Genomic DNA, 17,639 nt, shown 5'->3' on the forward strand with positions numbered 1-17,639 from the left:
AGCTACTGACCTTACCGGTTTCACCCGTTCTGTAATAACCTATTTACAATTCGACTATAAATCGCGTATAAAGAGTAAAAGATATCCATTCATTCCATTTCCGATGAAGGGAGCTGCAGTTAGATGAAGCAAAAAATTGCAGTGATCATTGTACACGGATTGGGAACACAAAAGAAAGACTATGCGGATAAATTTATGAAAAAATTAAGAGAGACTTTCTCTCAAACCTCCGGTATTCCGCATGAGCAACTAGCCATGGAGGCTGTTCATTGGGCCGATGTATTTGCGGCACGCGAGTCTGAGTTAATCAGCAGCAGCATTAAACCTTACCGTTTACGTTATCAGCACCTTCGGCAGTACGTGATCCACAATCTGGCGGATGCCGTGGCTTATCAGCCCGTGGAAACCGAAGATCAGAACTATGAGGCCGTTCATCGGACGATCAGTGAGGCGCTCCACCGACTTGCCCTCTCTGCCGGCCCCGAGGCTCCATTATGCGTGATCTCTCATAGCCTGGGATCTGTAATCGCCAGCAATTTCTTCTATGATCTGCAATTCTCCTCCCGCGGGCATCGTCTGGTCGTTGACCCGAAAGCTCCGCTGGAGCGCGGAGAACTCCTGACCTTATTCTATACGCTGGGAACCACCTTACCATTGTGGAGCATGCGGTACCGCGATTTTGACAAGCCGATCGACGTCCCTTCCGGGCAACTGAAGCACTATCATGATCAACTGCTGGGGGAATGGGTCAATTTCTATGATAAAGACGATATCCTTGCCTATCCCCTTAAAAGTATAAATGAAGAGTATGACCGCACGGTGCGTAACGATATATCCGTTAACGTGGGAAACTGGTTAACCAGCTGGAATCCCTTGTCCCACAGCGGTTATTTCTACAGCAAACCGATTCTGGAGTATATTGCTTCAAATTTGGAAGCTACCTGGCGGAGCGTCAACCAAGTAAAATAAAGCAATGCCGCAAAGACCAGGTGTCTTTGCGGCATTTTTATATCAGATGGCTATATTCATAACCCATTGTTCTCCCGTTGGCCCGATCCTTCTTCTGCCCGTATCTTCGAAACCAACCCGTTCATACAGCTGCTGAGCCGGAACATTCTTATGGTTCACGACCAACACCACTTCATCGCAGGAAGGAAACTGACTTCGAATGAACGATGGCAGCGCAAGCATCCCTCTTCTGGCATACCCCTTACGCTGCTGACGATGGTCAATGGATAAGGTAGTAAGCAGCATGGCATGAGAATTGCTTGTATACTCCTTGACGCGCTCCGTGGCGTGCAGGATAAAGAAGCCGACAGGATGATCATCAGCTAAAATGACGATGGGAAACTGACCTTTCACTAGGTTTAATGCTTCTTTCGGATGAGCGGTAAATTGGACTTGATCATCCGGAAGCTCGAATTCATTCAAGATAGGCAGTTGTTCTGCCGAACGGAATTCCAGCTGAATTTGTTCCGCTTTTTGCATGGGGGGATATCTCCTCTGTCTATGGTGAAATGGATACATCTTTTACTCTATCGATTGCAATCTTGATCTTACTTATTATCCTGTTTCTTCGCCATACCACAGCTGCCGGAAACTTTCGCTTGAAGCCAGCAGCTGTTCTGCCGTGCCTTCAGCCTCAATCTCTCCGCCATTCAACACGATGATATGGTCCGCATGGTGAAGTGCTGCTTTTCGATGTGATACGACAAGGCAAGTCGCCCCGCCGCGCTCGCTGAACAGCCGCTCCCATAACTTACGCTCGGTCTCAACATCCAATGCGCTGGATAAATCGTCAAATACATACAGCTCCGCGTCCCGTACCAGCACCCTTGCGGCCGCTGTCCGCTGAGCTTGACCGCCGGACAGCTTGACTCCTCGTGGTCCTACCATCGTCTCCAGGCCATGCTGTAGATGCTTGATATCTTCTTCCATTACAGCCGCATGTAGTGCGCGGTCCAGACTGCCCGGCTCCTCGATTATACCTAACAGTATGTTGTTACGCAGTTTATCACTGTACAGCCTGGGGATCTGCGCAGTATACGCACTCTGTGGAGGTATAAAGAAATCAGCGGGTTCTGTTATCCTCTCACCGTTCCACCGGATCTCGCCCTTTTCAGCTGGCAGTAAGCCCAGCAGGGTGCGAACCAGCGTCGTTTTACCGCTGCCGATCATCCCTGTAACGACAGTAAAAGTACCACGCTTCAGTGTCAGATTAATATTCGAAATACCGCGTCCGGTTTCGGGATATTGATACGACAGCCCTTGCGCTTCAAGCAGTGAAAGAGGTGGCGCCTCGATATAAGCCGTTTCCACGCCGTCTTCGGCTGCGGAAATGGCGGAAGGATTGTATCCTCCATTCGTTAACAAATCTTTCTGAGCCCTATGATGAGGATTAGCACCCTTCTCTGTATTCTGTTTGCTCTTAACCTTTCCGATACCGATATAATTGGCTGCCGTAAGCAGTGAAGCCGGTGCCCCTTGCAGCATGGATTGGATCCGCTGAAAGCTGACGCCCATCTGCTTGTAATAGGTCATGAAGTTGCCTACGTTCGATATGAGCTGCGTGACAAAAGTTAAATAATATACAAAGAGCGACAAGTCCCCAACCGTAAAATCGCCATTTCGCATCTTAAGACTCGCAAGCACGAGGATCAATCCTGTGCCGAGGTTGACGGAGTTGGTGAATACGGAAGATAAAGTTTCCGTTAACAGCTTATCCTTCACCATGGATTGGCGCCGTTTCTCACTAAGGCTTACAAACCGTTCCACTACACGTTTCTCAGCCCCTGCGACTTGGATGGCCTGTACGTTGGCAAACATTTCGCTGATCGCCCCGGTTACCTTTGCCGTCGATTCCCGGCTTGCCGCCCTGTATTTCTGGATGCGTGCGGTCGCAATCTGGGCTGCGGTGACCACGAGAATCAAAGGAACGAACACGAGGATCGTAAGCTGCAGATCGATGGATATAAGAATCCAGCTGGCAATAATGACGAAACCGATAAGTCCTAACGTATCTACGGACCAGCTTGTCGCTTCTTCGGCCTGATCGACGTCATCCCGAAAATTGCTGATGGCTTCACCTGGGGAGCAAGGTATCGCCCGAGCTCCAGGCTCCTTCATGACATGGGACAGCATATTGCGGCGAAGCAAGGTGCTGATCCGGAAGCGAAAATGCACGTCTGTCATGAAACCGCCGAAGATCAGCGCAATCCGGGCTAAAGCAGCGCCAATGAGCAGCACGGCAATCGCCCAAACGCCGTAGGGAAAAGCATATGTACCTTCCAGATGGTCAAAGAAAGCCTTGGTTAACAGTCCGGGGATCAGTGGTGCCATATGGATAAGGGACCATGCCAGCAGGTTGATCAGATACAAGCCCGGCCGGTACAGAATCAACCGCCAGAAAAAATGTCTTGTTTTCATGCCAGCACCTCCTCCATTCCAACGGCCAGCATGCGGCTAAACCGTGATTGCGGGTCTGAGGCAAGCTCTTCCCGGCGACCACTTTCGAGCATGCGACCATTCTCCAGAATAAGAATCCGGTCGGCACGTTGAACCGTAGCCAAGCGGTGGGCAATGATAATACACGTCTTCTCCTGCAGCAGACGCGTAATGGCTGCTTCAATCCGGTATTCCGTTAACGGGTCGAGGCGGGATGATGCTTCATCAAGGATGACGAGACCCGGATCCGTCAGAAAGACACGGGCAAATGCCAACAGTTGGGCCTCACCAGCCGACAGGCTCCCCCCGCCTGAGGCCAGGTTCGTATCGAGCCCTTCCTGAAGCGAAGCATACCAGTCCCCAAGCCCAAGCTCCTCGAGCACGGATATGATTCGGCTATCCGCGATACCTTCATCAAACAAGGTCAGATTATCACGAACAGTCCCTTCCAAAATCTCAATATTCTGCGTAACCATGGCGACCTTGCGCCTCAGTTCATGAAGCTTGAAGGCCCGGATATCCGTTCCTGCAAGCGTGACGCTACCCTCTTGAGGATCATAGAAACGCAGCAGCAAGCGGGCGATCGTCGTTTTGCCGCTGCCTGTACGCCCGAGCAGCCCTAGAGTCTGGCCTGGCTCGAGCCGCAGCTGCAGATTTTCGAGCGTAACCTGCCCCTCTTCATATGAGAAGTTTAGGTTGCGGAATTCCACCGACAACGGACCTGATGGAAGCGGAGCTCCAGGTCCGTCTTTGATCTGGGGCTCGGTTGCCAGCAATTCCCGGACCCGCATCAAGCTGGCATCTGCCTTTTGTAAGTCCTCTAATTGGGTACGGATCTTCTCAATCGGCTTGGCTAACAGCTCGGTATAATAAAATACTAAATAGATGGAGCCGATCGTCAAACCGCCATGTCCATTCTTCCACAGTATGGCGCAGACGATAAATGCGGCCGCATTGCCCAGCGCAAACACCAATATTGTTGTGCTCCACATAAGGAAAAATCCGATGAATGCACGAACTCGAACCGGCAGCATGCGTCTGGCCATCTCGTAGAATCGATTCATGACATATCCAGCCGCTCCGTTGGCACGCGTATCTTCAGTGCCTTCGAGGTGCTCGCCAATGAATCCATAGAAATCCGCATTCAGCTCACGCCAACGCTTCCAAACCGGTATCGCAAATCGACGGATATGCTGAATGACGTAGATGCTGCCGATAACAAACACCGTCATGACAAAACCAATCCAGAAGTTCTCCCGATATAGAAGAGTCAGGATTCCGATCATAAGGAGCAGATTGCCGAATAGATGAATAATAAAGCTGGAGAAAAAATTCGCAAGCGCATTCACATCGCCATCGACCCGTTCGATTAAAGAGCCGGACGTGTGGGTTTTGTGAAAGCTCATATCCAGCGAGAGGCAGTGCTCCGCTAATTCAGCCCGAAGCTTGTTGGTTGTCGTCCAGCCCAGATTCTCGCTGTAGTAAGCAGCCGCAATGGAAACGCCTTGTTGGAGTAAAGAAAATACGATAAAAAAACCTGCCGCATAATAAAGGGATGTCAGATTTCCCTCTCCTTGAGCCGTATCGATAAAATACCGGATGATCTGCGGATTAATCAGTTGCAGCCCGATTGAAAATAATAGCAGCACCGTTAGGGCTGCCAGCAGTTTCTTATGCGGGAATACGTATCGGATTAACATCTCCCGGTACATGCCGATCCCCGTGGTCTTTCGCTTGCTGTTTAACGTGTGATCGCTTTGCATTCGTCTATAATCCCCCCGCTTCAGGTTAACCCTCTTGATAATAATAAGCTTCCTGGGAAGATATGACAAGAACGTGGGTTCCTGTTTTTAAAATAATTTACAGCCGATTGATTAGCGACACATCTGCCAGCAAATTCGCTCTGATTAAGAACTCTTTTGAGCCCACGCTAAAAAGACCAGCCCCCTGAGTATGGGACTGGTCTTCAAAACCGTTTACGTATAGAGAATCAACATGATCTTATGTCTCTGCCACTAATTTTAAGAATTGATTAATCATTTCGGGGGTGATTTCCTGGTTCTCGGGCATTTTGACTGCCGAGCTCTTATTAACGGATTGGATGGCCACATTGGATCTAGCTGCACTTGAAGCGATACCGGATCTGGCTTGTCCATCATGCACATTGTCATGGTTAGCTAACATCATCATCAGAAAAGCACTTCCAAGTCCTAACGACCACATACTCATTTTGTTTTTCTTGTTCATCTGCGTTGCTCCTTCCATCACTTGTAGTGACATACTTAGTATAAGGTCCAAACCTTAACGAGAGATGAAGGCAACCTAAAATCCAGTTAAGTAAAGTGAGGATATGATTATATCCATGAAATTCCAACACCTTTGCAAAACGACCTATATTTTTTTATTGGCAGACGCCAATCCTCGGTTTACATAATATAAATTATGTGATATTCAATGTGGAATACTTCCAAATTTGATCGAGCTTATCCGAATAGAAAGGAATCGTACTTCCATATCCAAGCAATGCGCCGCATCGCTCGGGATCCTTCAGTCCGGAAGAGATCCCTCTCCCTTATATTACCAGACTCTGTTCATGCTCGTCAAAATCGGCAACAACCGCCCTCATCTCTTACATAACCTCAAGATGAGGCGGTGTCACAAGAATTCCTTATTTCGTTACGATTTAGGTTTTAGATTTCATTCCAGAAAGCAACGTCTTCAAGCGGCAATCTTACCGTTGGCCGACCTGGAGCGGCTGCTTTGCCGATGGCAATCAACATGACGCTGCGGTAATGGGAAGGAATATTGAACTCTTCCACGAACTGAACTTTGTTATATCCGCCCATCGGTACGGTATCATACCCTCTGGCACGTGCACTCAGCATCAGCTGCATGGAGATCAATCCGGCATCCACATCCACGATGCTTTCTTTTACGGATTGATCCATATTCGCATAAAGATTTTCGGCCGTATAGATAAAGCGCTGCTTGATCTCTTCGGTCATATACCCCGCTTCTTCAGACATGGAATATATCTTCTCGCCCTTCTCATACCACTTCATATCTCCCAGCACAGCAATGATGGCTGAGGCTTGAAGTACCTGCTCCTGATTATTGGCAATGGGATGCAGCTTCTTCAAGAGCTCAGCATCATCGATCACAAGAAAGCGCCATGGCTGCAGGTTGCTTGAAGAAGGTGCCAGTGTAGCGTCCATCAGGATCGCTTCCATCTCTTCTCTTGGAATCTTTACCGACGGGTCGTATTGACGAACCGAGTGGCGCTCCTGAATCACGGTTTGAAAATCGGGTTTTGTTATGGTAGACATGGTTTATCCCTCCAAAATTATATTGTGCATTTTTTTGCACAGTTTAGATCGCAAGTTAACTGTGTTATTTAATGCACAGTATATAGCAGACTGAAATTCTTTGTCAACAACATTTTGAAAGGTTCACTGAGCGATGTCCGCAATCGTGCGCGATTCCAGTATTTTCAAGGTACTGTCCTCAATCTCGGATAAAATGCCAACAAAGGATTCCTTGATTTCCTCAGCAAAACAATGACCGGAAGCTGCGTCCAGCATACTGTCGCTGATTGAGCTGTGGACCTGGAGAATCGAGTACACTTCAGCCAAAGTAATATCGCAGGCGTTCTTCTTCAGCCGGTATCCACCATCTCTTCCTTCACGCGATTCAATCATATCGGCTTGCGCGAGTGTTTTCAGTACGCGTCGAATCAACGTCGATTCCGAATGCAGATACGAGGCGATATCGCCGCTTGAGCATTTGCCGGAGTGACGTTCAAGCGTCACAAGCGCCTGCACGGCGAGACTGAAGGTTTTATAGGTGGAGTGGCAGGCCATTGTCGACTTCTTGGAAGCCACTTCTTTATTTACGCTCATGTTCCTACCCCCTTTTTAAGAATGAGATTGCCTTTAAACCTTTAATAGGTGTTCTGCAGCAGAAGCAGATGTTCCCATCTTAGCTTTTCATTATTGTATCGTAAACCTGACACTCCATCAAGCACAACAAGGACCATCATCTAATGGCCCTCGTCTTCAACCAGTGCTTGGGACTCATACAAATTCGCCTCTCGGTAATTCACATCCATTCTCAGATGGCTCGCAAGTGCCCGGTCAATATCGCCACGTTCGAACATGCTTTGAATCTCGTTACGCTCTGACTGAATGGCTTTAAGTTCCAGTTCCCTGCGTTCACTGCTAAGCTTCTGCTTTCTTCGGCTCCATACACGATCATTCTGAAGAAAATGCTCCATTGCACGATAGTCTGCAATAACCGCTTGCAGGACTTCCTGCCTCTGCGCCGGCTTCACCGTTCGGATCTCATGGATTGCTGTACGAATGGCCTCCAGCTTCAATGCCTTATACATCTCCCAATCCGGGTGATCCGGAGACATGGGCATTTCTTTGGACTCGTTTTTTTTCAACAAGCGCTTTAAATTCCGCCATAAATTCTTCGTGAGCAGCCTGAACTTATATCGGCTGGTCAGCAGCATCTCAACTTTGTTCAGCGAGGACAGGAATTGCTCCGCGACCCTTGCAGAAGCTTTATGTTCCTTAAGCCATGTTTCTGTAACGTTCCGTTCCGCAGTAAGTCCGATTTTTCTAACGGTGATCGTGGCTTCCCAGAACTCTCGCATGTCGCTCTTATCCGTTATTTGAGATTGCTGAAGCCGCTTGGTATACGCATAAATAAGCTGAACCGCCTCCTCCCTGTTTTCATCCGTCATTTCTTCCCGCACGGTGCGTATTCCCGCTTGCAGCATATGAAGCCGTGCTTCTTTCTCACGATCAATCACCGCGGCCGTATTCACAGGTTTCTCACGTGTCAGCAGCGGAAGCAGCACGCTCGCGATGACCAGAGTTAACAGGATGACACCCGCGCAGATGAATAACATTAAGCTTCGCTCTGGAAATGGACGATGGTCCGCAAGGGTGAGCGGGATGGAGAAAGCCGCAGCCAGCGTTAATGCCCCCCGCACGCCCGACAGTGCAGTCAGCAGGGAAGACTTGAACTGGCGGTTCGTTGAAGCCCATACCCATATGAACCGCAGCAATATCAGAACAGCCGTTATTAGGAATATATAACCGAGGACTTGTCCATTGTTATAGGCAGGATCACGCCATATTTGATTGACGACCCCCGGGATTTCATGCCCGAGCAGAATGAACACCAGCCCGTTTAACGTGAACAGGATTACAGACCAGGTGCTGTCCGATACAACTCTAAGTTTAATGGATGCTGATCGCATACGATCCCTCTCCACGGCATGGGTGACACCCGCCGCAACGACAGCCAGAATCCCGGACAAATGAAATTCCTCGGCTATAAGGTAGATGATAAATGGCGTCAGAATGATGATCAGCATATGAAGCGTGACGTCCTCCATACCGAGCCGGCGCAGCAGCATTCTGAACCAAATCACAAGAAACCCTAGAAGCGCCCCGACAACGATGCCTCCAATTGCAATGACAAAAAAACTGCCGATGGCTTTCGTTAAAGAAAAATAACCCGTCACTGTAGCTGCAATCGCAAAATTAAACGCAACGAGACCGGACGCATCATTCATAAGCGCTTCGCCTTCAAGTAAATGCATGATTTTCCCCGGCAGCTTCACTCTGCCTGACAGGGAGCCCACCGCAACCGCATCGGTTGGCGAGAGTATCGCAGCCAACGCAAAGGCAGCTGATAACGGTATGGTCGGAATAAGCCAATGAATGAAAGGTCCCGCGATCAGAACGGTTGCAAATACGAGACCTAGCGCCAGCAGCAGAATATTGGACCTGAGCTTCCACAACTCGCTCCGTGGGGTCAGCTTCCCATCATTAAACAAGAGCGGTGCGATAAACAGGACCATGAACAATTCCGGATTCAGTGGCACGTGATGGAACCCGCGGATATAGGCGGCGCCGATCCCAAGCGCAATCTGGATCAACGGGACAGGAATGAATGGCAGAAATCGATTGATGATGTTGGAAATACCGATAAGAACCAGAAAAATAAGTACCATAAGAAATATTTCCACAGTGCATCTGCTCCTTCCTCGAGAAGAATAACTTATGTAACATGGGCATGTCTGTCAATAGACTGATTTAGGTTGTGTAGAATAGTAAAGGTTTATTTATGAGCTGGAAAAGTTTCAACCTTCATGCCGCCACAAAAAAACAAGGCTTCCTAAAGGAGATGTCCTTTAGAAAACCCTAGTGCTTACAAATGCTTATTAATAGGCAGTCCAGCCTGCATCGGCTGTAACAACAGTACCGTTTACAAAGCTGGCTTCATCTGAAGCCAGGAACAATACCACTTTTGCGATCTCTTCCGGTTCCCCTGCCCGTGGGTTCAGGTTGATACCAGCCATAGCTCTTTCCATACCAAACGAATTCGGCGCGTTTAGAGTGGTGCCGATATTCGTGCTGACGCCGCCTGGAGCAACCGCATTACACCGGATTCCCTGCGTTGCATATTGAAAACCGACATTTTTGGTTAATCCGACAACAGCATGCTTAGCGGCCGTATACGCTGCACCTGCTCTGGACCCCATAAGCCCTCCAGCAGAAGCAATGTTGACAATGACCCCGCTCTTTTTCTCCAGGAAGATTGGCAATGATTTACGAATAGTTCTCATCGGTCCTGTTGTATTGATGGCAAATACGCGATCCCACAACTCATCCGTTAGATCCGCAGCCGGTACGAAGTTGTCCATAATGCCGGCATTGTTGATCAAAATATCAAGCGTTCCATATGCATTAACAGTAGCATCAACCAACTGCTGCACATCTTCTTCCTTGGCCACATTCGCTACCAGTGCCAGGGCCGTGCCGCCTTTTGCTGTAATTTCGTCAACAACGGCTTGCGCCGCCTCAAGACGCAGGTCAGACACGACAACTTTTGCGCCTTCGGCAGCAAACAGTTCCGCTGTCGCTTTTCCCATACCGGAAGCAGCACCTGTAACAATCGCAACTTTACCAGATAATCTCACGTTCCATACCCCCATAATAGGTTGTGATATCATTTTGGAAATCAGGGACAACAAATCAACAGCTGTACAATACACGACATATGTCAATTCTAGTATAATCGTAGTATGATTTAGGTCACAATGATTAAATAGCGTGGAATTGTACGATACCGAACAAAAAGCGTAAATTTGTTTAGATTTTAACTATTAAATTCGTTATATTTTTAACCGAAAGGACTCGAATCTATGCAATCGAGCAATAAAATGACCGATCGTCGCATCGTCCGCAGCAAAGAAGCTTTAAAGCAAGCGCTTCTATCACTCCTCTCGCAGAAGAGCTTTTCCAGCATTTCCATTACGGAAATCGTAGAGTTAGCCAATTACAATCGAGGAACCTTCTATACCCACTACGAAAACAAAGAGGCTCTTCTGAATGATATTCTGACTCCCTTAATGGAGGAGCTAATCGCATCCTTCAGGGCTCCTTACGGGGAACTCGACGTGTTTCATATCGATGAGCTGCCTGCCAATGCGGTAAAAATATTTGATTATATTCACCAAAATGCAGACGTATATACGGCCTTATTCAAAAGCGATGTTCTACCGCTTGTCCGGGATAAAATGTTCTCGGCATTAAAACAAATCGCCATGGAGGATTTGGACTATCCCAGGGGAGAACTCAACCATGAACTACTCATCATCTACAACATGCACGCCTTACTCGGCCTGGTATTCCACTGGATCGAGAACAATTTCCAATACCCCGTCCCTTATATGAGAGATCAACTGGTTCTCATGATCAACTGGAGGCCGAGAAGCGTAAGAACACAGATTAAGCGCACGGACCTTACTTGAAATCAATGAGCGGATAACGTAGAAAAAATAACGTAGAAAAACCATCAACCCGTTCAAAACGCAAATTGAACGGGTTGATGGTTTTGGTTGCTGAATTAACGGTTTTTCTTACAAAGCCCCCTGCCGCCGATCCGGTCCAGATCGTGAACCAGTCTTATCTCCCGCGGATATTCTTATTCTTGTTCCAGAGGAGTGGAGAGAACCGTCATGGTCGTTGTATGTCCATACTCGCTGCAATCATAGATGAAGGCTTCGAGAGACTTCATGGAAGCAGTTTCGATTTTCATAAGAAAATTGTATTGTCCGCTGACTTGATAAATCTGGGTGACCTCCTGCGACTGTTTGGCGAATGCCGTCAGCCGGTCACAATGACTGGCTTGAATCAGGATGAAGGCCGTTACGCCCTTCCCCATTTTGTCAGGAGATAGAACCGCACGATACCCCGTAATTACGCCCTTCTCCTCCAGACGCTTCACACGTTCGGATACCGCAGGCTGCGTCATATTGACCTTTCTCCCCAATTCGGAGAAGGAGATTCTTGCATTATTTTTTAACAGCTCCAAGATTTGAAGATCAATCTGATCCATGATTACACTCCTCTGTCTTACCCAAATTCAATTTCAAAGTTGGATGTGCGAAACGCTTATAAATTCAAAGTAATACGGTAGGGATTCCTTGGGTTTCATCTGTAACTATAGGGCTATGATTTATACAATAGAGCTAGGTTAACAAGCATTCATTCAAGGAGGAATATACAATGACAATCAACCTGCACGATCCTATACAAATCGGAACGGTACAATTGAAGAACCGGATGATCATGGCTCCTATGCAGCAAAATCAGGGAACGCCGGATTCTTATGCAACCGATCATCATGTGAAATTTTACAGTGAACGGGCAGAACATGTCAGTTTAATCATTATCGAATCTACCGTGGTGTCCGCAAATGGCCGTCTGTTCCCGGATGATATCGGGATATATACCGAACAGCATACGGCTCCATTACGCAGGATTGTCGATGACGTCCATTCAAAAGGAACGCCAATCTTCATCCAATTGACCCACGCCGGCAGAAAAGCATGGCCCAGCGTCACCGAAAAAAGATTAGCCCCTAGTTCGATTGCCTACGACGATGAATATGGACTGCCACAAACGATGTCCCAAGCCGACATTAACGCAGTCATCGAACAGTTCCGGATGGCTGCTCATCGAAGCCTGCAGGCTGGCTTTGATGGAATCGAGCTTCATGCCGCCCACGGCCATCTTCTCCACCAGTTTCTCTCTCCGCTGTCAAATCAGCGAACAGACACATATGGAGGAAGCCTGGAGAACAGAGTCCGATTGATCCAAGAAGTTCTGGGGGCCATCCGAACCGAAGTAGGGATCAATTACCCGGTGCAATTGCGGGTTTCTGCATCCGACTTTGCCGATGGCGGCCTGACACCAGCAGAGGTTGCACTCGCCTTGACGTACCTGGAATCCGAACTGGATGCCGTGCACGTATCTTCGGGCGGTCTCGTTCCTGCTGCACCTTTAGCCACACCGGAGGGCTACCAAACACCTTATGCTGCAGTGATCAAACAATATGTAAAAATACCGGTGATCGCGGTCGGCAATATCCGCACCCAAGCGTTCGCCAATTTCATTCTAGCAGATGAGATGGCAGATATGATAGCCATCGGCCGCCCATTGCTGGAAGATGCAAATTTCGGTGAACAAATGCTGTCCTTAGCTTAATACTCCATCTCAAGTGACATATATTCGTTTATTTGCGCACTTCAATAAGAAAGTCAAAGGCCGCATCCACAAAGGTAGGTAGGTTTGAACCACCCTTGGATACGGCCTTTTCTTTAATACCGATCAATTTCATCTATAATCTAGAAAATAACGTCGAGTGTACTTTCGACGATTCGATCGGCCAGCTCGCGATTCATCGTAGCGGAGTTCATCACCCGCAGTCCATAGTAGCTGCTTAAGAATAAGCTAGCCAACTGCTTCGCAGAGCGTTCAGCCGGAATTTCCCCCGATTGTATCGCCTCTTCCATCACGCTGATCAAGTCTTCCTCAAGATCATAAATATATTGCCCGAATATCCGTTCAACCATCGGGTCCCGCCCAGCCCGTTCCATACTGATATTAACCGCCATGCAGCCGCGGTGGTTCGGGTCCGAAAAATCCATGCCGATTGCCCATTCAAACAAGGCGCGCAGCCTATCCTTAACCGGGATGGACCGGCCCAGAATCTCTCTGGATATCTCCAGGCCTTCATCATTGTAACGTTGAAGCACCTGCTCGAATAACTCATTCTTGCTGCCGAACGCATTGTACAGGCTCCCTTTACCCAGCCCTGTCTTCGCGCACAGCTCTTGCGTGGAACTCGCTTCATAACCCTTGGACCAGAATACGTCCGTGGCGGCATCAATGACAGCTTCCTTCTTGAACTCACGCGGTCTTCCGTTCGTGGTCATTCCCCTCATCCCTTTTGAACATGATCTTTGTTACCTAAAAGTATAGGGTTTATGTACCACTCAGTCAAATATTATCGGGTTCCCCCGAAAAGATTCGTCGAACGGTTTCATACGCCAGCTTCGGATGACGATATTCATCTACAATACCTTTGCTGTTCCGCGTGCATGAACGATTCAGCAGCCATCCAAGCCCTTCCGTCACTCGGCAATCGCTAAATTGCCATATAAACATCCCGGATATGTATTCGCGCTCCATGTATGCCCTCAGATTGCTCGCGATAATCTCGGCCTGCCGTTCCTCAGAGCCTTTCTCCCGGTTCGGACTGCGGAATCCGTAGAACCCGTCCCCTGAGGCATATCAGCGGATTAAAACCGACATCGAGGACCATTACGCCGATCCGCTTCATATTGGAGCGTTGGCTAAGAAACATGCCATTTCGGAGTCGTATTTGCGAAAGCTGTTCATGAAGCATCTGCATGTTTCTCCCAAGGACTACCTGACCGACATCCGTATGCGCCATGCAGAGCGTTACTTGGCATACACGTCGTATACCCTAAGGTTTATCGCTAACGCATGCGGATTTCATGATGAATTTCATTTCAGTAAAGCATTTCACTCTGTTGTCCGTTTTAACTAGAAAATGATTCTTTTTTGTAACCTATTGTCTCCAGAAGATTTTTTATCCCGGTGGCGGGGCCGTGGATCGGCGGATGATCAACTCCGGGGGGAGCACAATGCGCTGTACAGGTTCTCCCTGGCTGGCCAGATTCCTGACCACAAGGTCCACCGCCAGGCGGCCCATCTGTTCCATCGGCTGGGCAATAACAGTGAGCGGCGGATCTGTTACTCGGGCCAGGATCGTATCGTCAAAGCTGACGACCGAACAGTCATCAGGAACGCGCAGCCCGAGTTCGCGAATCGCCTGTAGGGCGCCGATCGCCAGCATGTCGTTGCAGCAAAACAGCGCAGTAGGCGGTTCCTCCAGCTCCAACATAACTTTGGCTCGTCTGAATCCGTCCTCGATCTTATGGTCACAGGCCGCAATATATTCGGGGGAAAGCCCTAAACCGAACGAGGCGGCAGCTTCGACAAAACCCCTTACCCGCTCATTGCTGCTCGTCACCCGTTCATGCTCGGCAAGTACGGCCAGCCTGCGGTGACCGAGACGAAGCAGATGCTCAGCAGCGAGACGGCCCCCTTCCAAGTCATGCACCCGAACGCTGCTGGCTCCAAGTGCCGGATTGTCCCGGGCGATAAGCGCTATAGCCAGCGAATGCTCCTGAAACGGCTTGAGCAGCTCACCATGGGATACGCCCGTACCGATAATAACGCCATCCACCTGCTTTTGCCTCAGCAGGCTGACATAGCGTTTTACCTTCTCTTCCTGGTTGTCCGTGCTGCAGATGATCACGCTGTATCCAAGCTGATGCCCGTGATCCTCGACCGAGCGTGCAATCTCGGCAAAAAAGGGGTTGGAGATGTCGGGGACGAGCAATCCCAGGGTATAGGTTTTTTTGCCGGCGAGGGCTGAGGCAATCGCGTTCGGCCGATAATTCAGGCGCTGCATGATATCCAGAATCTCCTCACGACGTTCGCGACTGATCTTGCCCTTGCCGTTCATGACATGAGAGACGGTAGCAATGGAAACGCCGGCTTCGCGCGCAACGTCATAAATAGTCGCTCTTATCATCCCTTGTGCTCCATTTGTTTAATTTTGGAATTTCAATTTATTATGGGCTTTCATCTCGTTTAACGCAAGGCCGTTTTGTCGTTAATACTGCCTGCAGACATGCACACCTAGGATCCTGGTCCATAGCACGTTCCCTGACTTAACTTGCTTTATCTCATAAGCCAATCATGATCCGGATCATTGCGGAATTTCCATATTCGCTTCGGCCCCGCCATGACGTTCAGGTAGTACACATCATACCCGGGAGGCGCGGATACCGGATGATAGCCCTCGGGCACCATTACGGCCTCGCCGTCTTTGACCGCCATCGTTTCGTCCAGCGAACGGTCATCGGTATAGACCCGCTGAACGGCAAAACCGCACTCCGGCTGAACCCGGTAGTAGTAGGTTTCCTCCAGCAGTGATTCCTCCGGCAGCTCATCGCGGTCATGCTTGTGCGGTGGGTAGCTGGACCAGTTGCCCCCATCCGTAAACACCTCGACCACCAATAGGCTATCCGCCGGCTTTTGCTCCGGCAAAATATTATGCACCAGACGCGACATGCTCCCGCTCCCGCGGTTCTCCACGCCGACATCTTCCGGCGCGATGAGACGGGCCGGGTGAGTACCTTTCCCCGGGGCAAGACACACGGCCAGCTCCATTTCGGTTAATGCCGTGACCTCGAACTGTTTCTCTGATGGCACATAAACCGTATAGGGAGGCGTCTTTTCAAACACGCTCATGCGCTTGCCAATGTTGTCCCAGCTCTCTCCCCCTGCCTTCACGTCGGCTCGCCCGGTTAACAGAACAAGAGCCGCTTCTTGATCTCCCGTGGTTCGGCTCAGCGTCTGTCCTTTCCTTAAACGAAATACTTCAAAGCCCACATATGCCCAGCCTGCGCTTTCCGGCGTAATGGACAGCACGCGCCCGTCCAGGTCCGGCGTCGTTATGGGTACAATTAAGTTCGGCATGGTGTTCCTCCTCTTTTATGGATTTGGTCTGTTAATGATGTAGTTTCAATAGATACGCTCTCCCGTTTGAGCAAGATATTCCAGCGCTTGGGCAACAGCTTCTCATATACCGATTTCAAGCAGATACTTAGCGAATACAAACGGTTATATCTTCTTGTTCAGCCAGCTTAGGCATCTCCCTACATCATGCTGCCAATTACAGCCTCTCCAGATTTAGCCTGCCGAAATGCCGGTGGTGAGCTCGGCTAGCTTTACCGGGCGGCCCTGCTGCAGCGAACGCTTGGCCGCCAGGGCGATCAGCTCTGCTTGAAGGGCGTCATGGCCGCTGACCGGCACCGGGGTGCCGTTTTGCAAGCTTTCGATAAATTGCCGTGTCTCGTTCATGTACGCTTCCTTGTACCGCTCCAGGAAGAAATACAGCGGTTTATCGCGGGTGACGCCGTCCGGACCGCTGATAACAGCGGTGCTTGGATAGTCGTTATCGGCGGATACGCTGCCTCCGGAGCCAAACACCTCGATCCGCTGATCATAACCGTAGACGGCCTTGCGGCTGTTGTCGATGACGCCAAGCGCTCCGCTTTCAAACCGCAGCGTTGTGAGGGCGGTGTCGATGTCGCCCAGCTCTCCGATGACAGGGTCCACCAGTACCGCTCCCTGGGCGTACACTTCGATCACCTCGCTGCCCGATAGAAAACGGGCGATGTCGAAATCATGAATGGCCATATCCATAAACAGCCCGCCGGACACTTTAATGTAATCCGGATGGGGCGGGCTAGGATCGCGCGAGGTAATCTTAATCAGATGCGTTTCCCCGATTCTTCCCTCTGACACAATCTCCTGAACCCTGCTGAAGTTATGGTCAAACCGGCGGTTGAAGCCGATCTGCAGACTTACGCCGGCCGCTTCCACGGCCGCCAGCGCCTCGCGGGTCTGATCCACGCTCATGCTGACCGGCTTCTCGCAGAAAATATGCTTGCCGTTCGCCGCAGCCTGCTTGATCAGCGGGACATGCGTATCCGTCGAGGAGCAGATCAACACGGCATCGATAACCGGATGTTCCATGATATCGTTACTATTAGTCGTAACCATAGGAATGCCGCGTTCCGCGGCCCAGGCCCTCAGCTCGTCGCCGGCGAACAAATCGCTGATGGCCGCAATTTTCGCACCAGGCGTGCGCAGCAGATGATCCGCATGGATTTTGCCGATTCGTCCAACACCGATAATGCCGATATTAATAGTTTTCATATGAACGTC

17 protein-coding genes are annotated in these 17,639 nt (G+C 49.6%); 4 read left to right on the forward strand and 13 right to left on the reverse strand.

Translation table 11 applies throughout. The features are described 5' to 3' along the window. Positions 1 to 123 precede the first annotated feature (123 nt). On the forward strand, positions 124 to 969 hold the full coding sequence (locus tag MHH48_RS20340) for a chemotaxis protein (RefSeq protein WP_076321733.1): 846 nt from the start codon (positions 124 to 126) through the stop codon (positions 967 to 969). Between the two features lie 42 nt (positions 970 to 1,011). On the opposite strand, the gene MHH48_RS20345 is transcribed toward MHH48_RS20340, so the two are convergent. The 8 genes from MHH48_RS20345 to MHH48_RS20380 all read right to left on the reverse strand — a co-directional run bounded on the left by MHH48_RS20345 (position 1,012) and on the right by MHH48_RS20380 (position 10,441). Then, complete coding sequence (locus MHH48_RS20345) at positions 1,012 to 1,488, reverse strand: GNAT family N-acetyltransferase (protein WP_076321734.1); 477 nt, start codon at positions 1,486 to 1,488, stop codon at positions 1,012 to 1,014. Between the two features lie 75 nt (positions 1,489 to 1,563). After that, a complete protein-coding gene (locus MHH48_RS20350; RefSeq protein ID WP_076321735.1) occupies positions 1,564 to 3,426 on the reverse strand; it encodes an ABC transporter ATP-binding protein in 1,863 nt (620 codons plus the stop codon). After that, positions 3,423 to 5,207, reverse strand: coding sequence for an ABC transporter ATP-binding protein (locus tag MHH48_RS20355; RefSeq protein WP_076321736.1), 1,785 nt, complete (start codon positions 5,205 to 5,207; stop codon positions 3,423 to 3,425). The genes MHH48_RS20350 and MHH48_RS20355 overlap by 4 nt, the downstream gene beginning before the upstream one ends. Positions 5,208 to 5,445: 238 nt before the next feature. Next, positions 5,446 to 5,691 carry a hypothetical protein gene (locus MHH48_RS20360; protein ID WP_076321737.1) on the reverse strand — a complete coding sequence of 82 codons (246 nt, stop codon included), beginning with the start codon at positions 5,689 to 5,691 and terminating at the stop codon, positions 5,446 to 5,448. A 443-nt stretch (positions 5,692 to 6,134) separates the two neighbouring features. Continuing rightward, positions 6,135 to 6,770: a nitroreductase family protein gene (locus MHH48_RS20365; RefSeq protein ID WP_076321738.1), complete on the reverse strand. Its 636-nt coding sequence runs from the start codon at positions 6,768 to 6,770 to the stop codon at positions 6,135 to 6,137. Positions 6,771 to 6,893: 123 nt separating this feature from the next. Further along, a complete protein-coding gene (locus MHH48_RS20370; RefSeq protein WP_076321739.1) occupies positions 6,894 to 7,343 on the reverse strand; it encodes an Rrf2 family transcriptional regulator in 450 nt (149 codons plus the stop codon). 140 nt (positions 7,344 to 7,483) lie between these two features. Next, on the reverse strand, positions 7,484 to 9,487 hold the full coding sequence (locus MHH48_RS20375) for a Na+/H+ antiporter (RefSeq protein ID WP_076321740.1): 2,004 nt from the start codon (positions 9,485 to 9,487) through the stop codon (positions 7,484 to 7,486). Between the two features lie 195 nt (positions 9,488 to 9,682). Then, complete coding sequence (locus tag MHH48_RS20380) at positions 9,683 to 10,441, reverse strand: SDR family oxidoreductase (protein ID WP_076321741.1); 759 nt, start codon at positions 10,439 to 10,441, stop codon at positions 9,683 to 9,685. A gap of 225 nt (positions 10,442 to 10,666) precedes the next feature. On the opposite strand from MHH48_RS20380, the gene MHH48_RS20385 reads away from it, so the two are divergent. After that, positions 10,667 to 11,275, forward strand: a complete 609-nt coding sequence (locus MHH48_RS20385; protein ID WP_076321742.1) for a TetR/AcrR family transcriptional regulator — start codon at positions 10,667 to 10,669, stop codon at positions 11,273 to 11,275. Between the two features lie 173 nt (positions 11,276 to 11,448). Here MHH48_RS20385 and MHH48_RS20390 read toward each other — a convergent pair whose 3' ends face one another. After that, the gene (locus MHH48_RS20390) at positions 11,449 to 11,862 is read right to left on the reverse strand and encodes an Lrp/AsnC family transcriptional regulator (RefSeq protein WP_076321743.1); all 414 of its coding nucleotides are present in this window, start codon (positions 11,860 to 11,862) and stop codon (positions 11,449 to 11,451) included. A 170-nt stretch (positions 11,863 to 12,032) separates the two neighbouring features. Between MHH48_RS20390 and MHH48_RS20395 the strand changes: the two genes are divergently transcribed. Beyond that, positions 12,033 to 13,013: an NADH:flavin oxidoreductase gene (locus MHH48_RS20395; RefSeq protein WP_076321744.1), complete on the forward strand. Its 981-nt coding sequence runs from the start codon at positions 12,033 to 12,035 to the stop codon at positions 13,011 to 13,013. A gap of 140 nt (positions 13,014 to 13,153) precedes the next feature. Here MHH48_RS20395 and MHH48_RS20400 read toward each other — a convergent pair whose 3' ends face one another. Then, a complete protein-coding gene (locus MHH48_RS20400; RefSeq protein WP_076321745.1) occupies positions 13,154 to 13,744 on the reverse strand; it encodes a TetR/AcrR family transcriptional regulator in 591 nt (196 codons plus the stop codon). 416 nt (positions 13,745 to 14,160) lie between these two features. Here MHH48_RS20400 and MHH48_RS20405 point away from each other — a divergent pair, with 416 nt between their 5' ends. Continuing rightward, positions 14,161 to 14,382 carry a helix-turn-helix transcriptional regulator gene (locus tag MHH48_RS20405; RefSeq protein ID WP_076321746.1) on the forward strand — a complete coding sequence of 74 codons (222 nt, stop codon included), beginning with the start codon at positions 14,161 to 14,163 and terminating at the stop codon, positions 14,380 to 14,382. 42 nt (positions 14,383 to 14,424) lie between these two features. Here the strand turns inward: MHH48_RS20405 and MHH48_RS20410 are convergent, their stop codons facing one another. The 3 genes from MHH48_RS20410 to iolG form a co-directional block, all read right to left on the reverse strand. Next, entirely contained in the window at positions 14,425 to 15,435 is a 1,011-nt protein-coding gene (locus MHH48_RS20410) for a LacI family DNA-binding transcriptional regulator (protein ID WP_179090608.1), read from the reverse strand. 149 nt (positions 15,436 to 15,584) lie between these two features. Continuing rightward, positions 15,585 to 16,385, reverse strand: coding sequence for a 5-deoxy-glucuronate isomerase (gene iolB, locus MHH48_RS20415; RefSeq protein ID WP_076321747.1), 801 nt, complete (start codon positions 16,383 to 16,385; stop codon positions 15,585 to 15,587). Positions 16,386 to 16,598: 213 nt separating this feature from the next. Continuing rightward, a complete protein-coding gene (gene iolG / locus MHH48_RS20420) occupies positions 16,599 to 17,630 on the reverse strand; it encodes an inositol 2-dehydrogenase (protein ID WP_076321748.1) in 1,032 nt (343 codons plus the stop codon). Positions 17,631 to 17,639: the final 9 nt, after the last annotated feature.

This window comes from Paenibacillus sp. FSL F4-0100, assembly GCF_037993005.1.
GTDB lineage: Bacteria > Bacillota > Bacilli > Paenibacillales > Paenibacillaceae > Paenibacillus_AQ.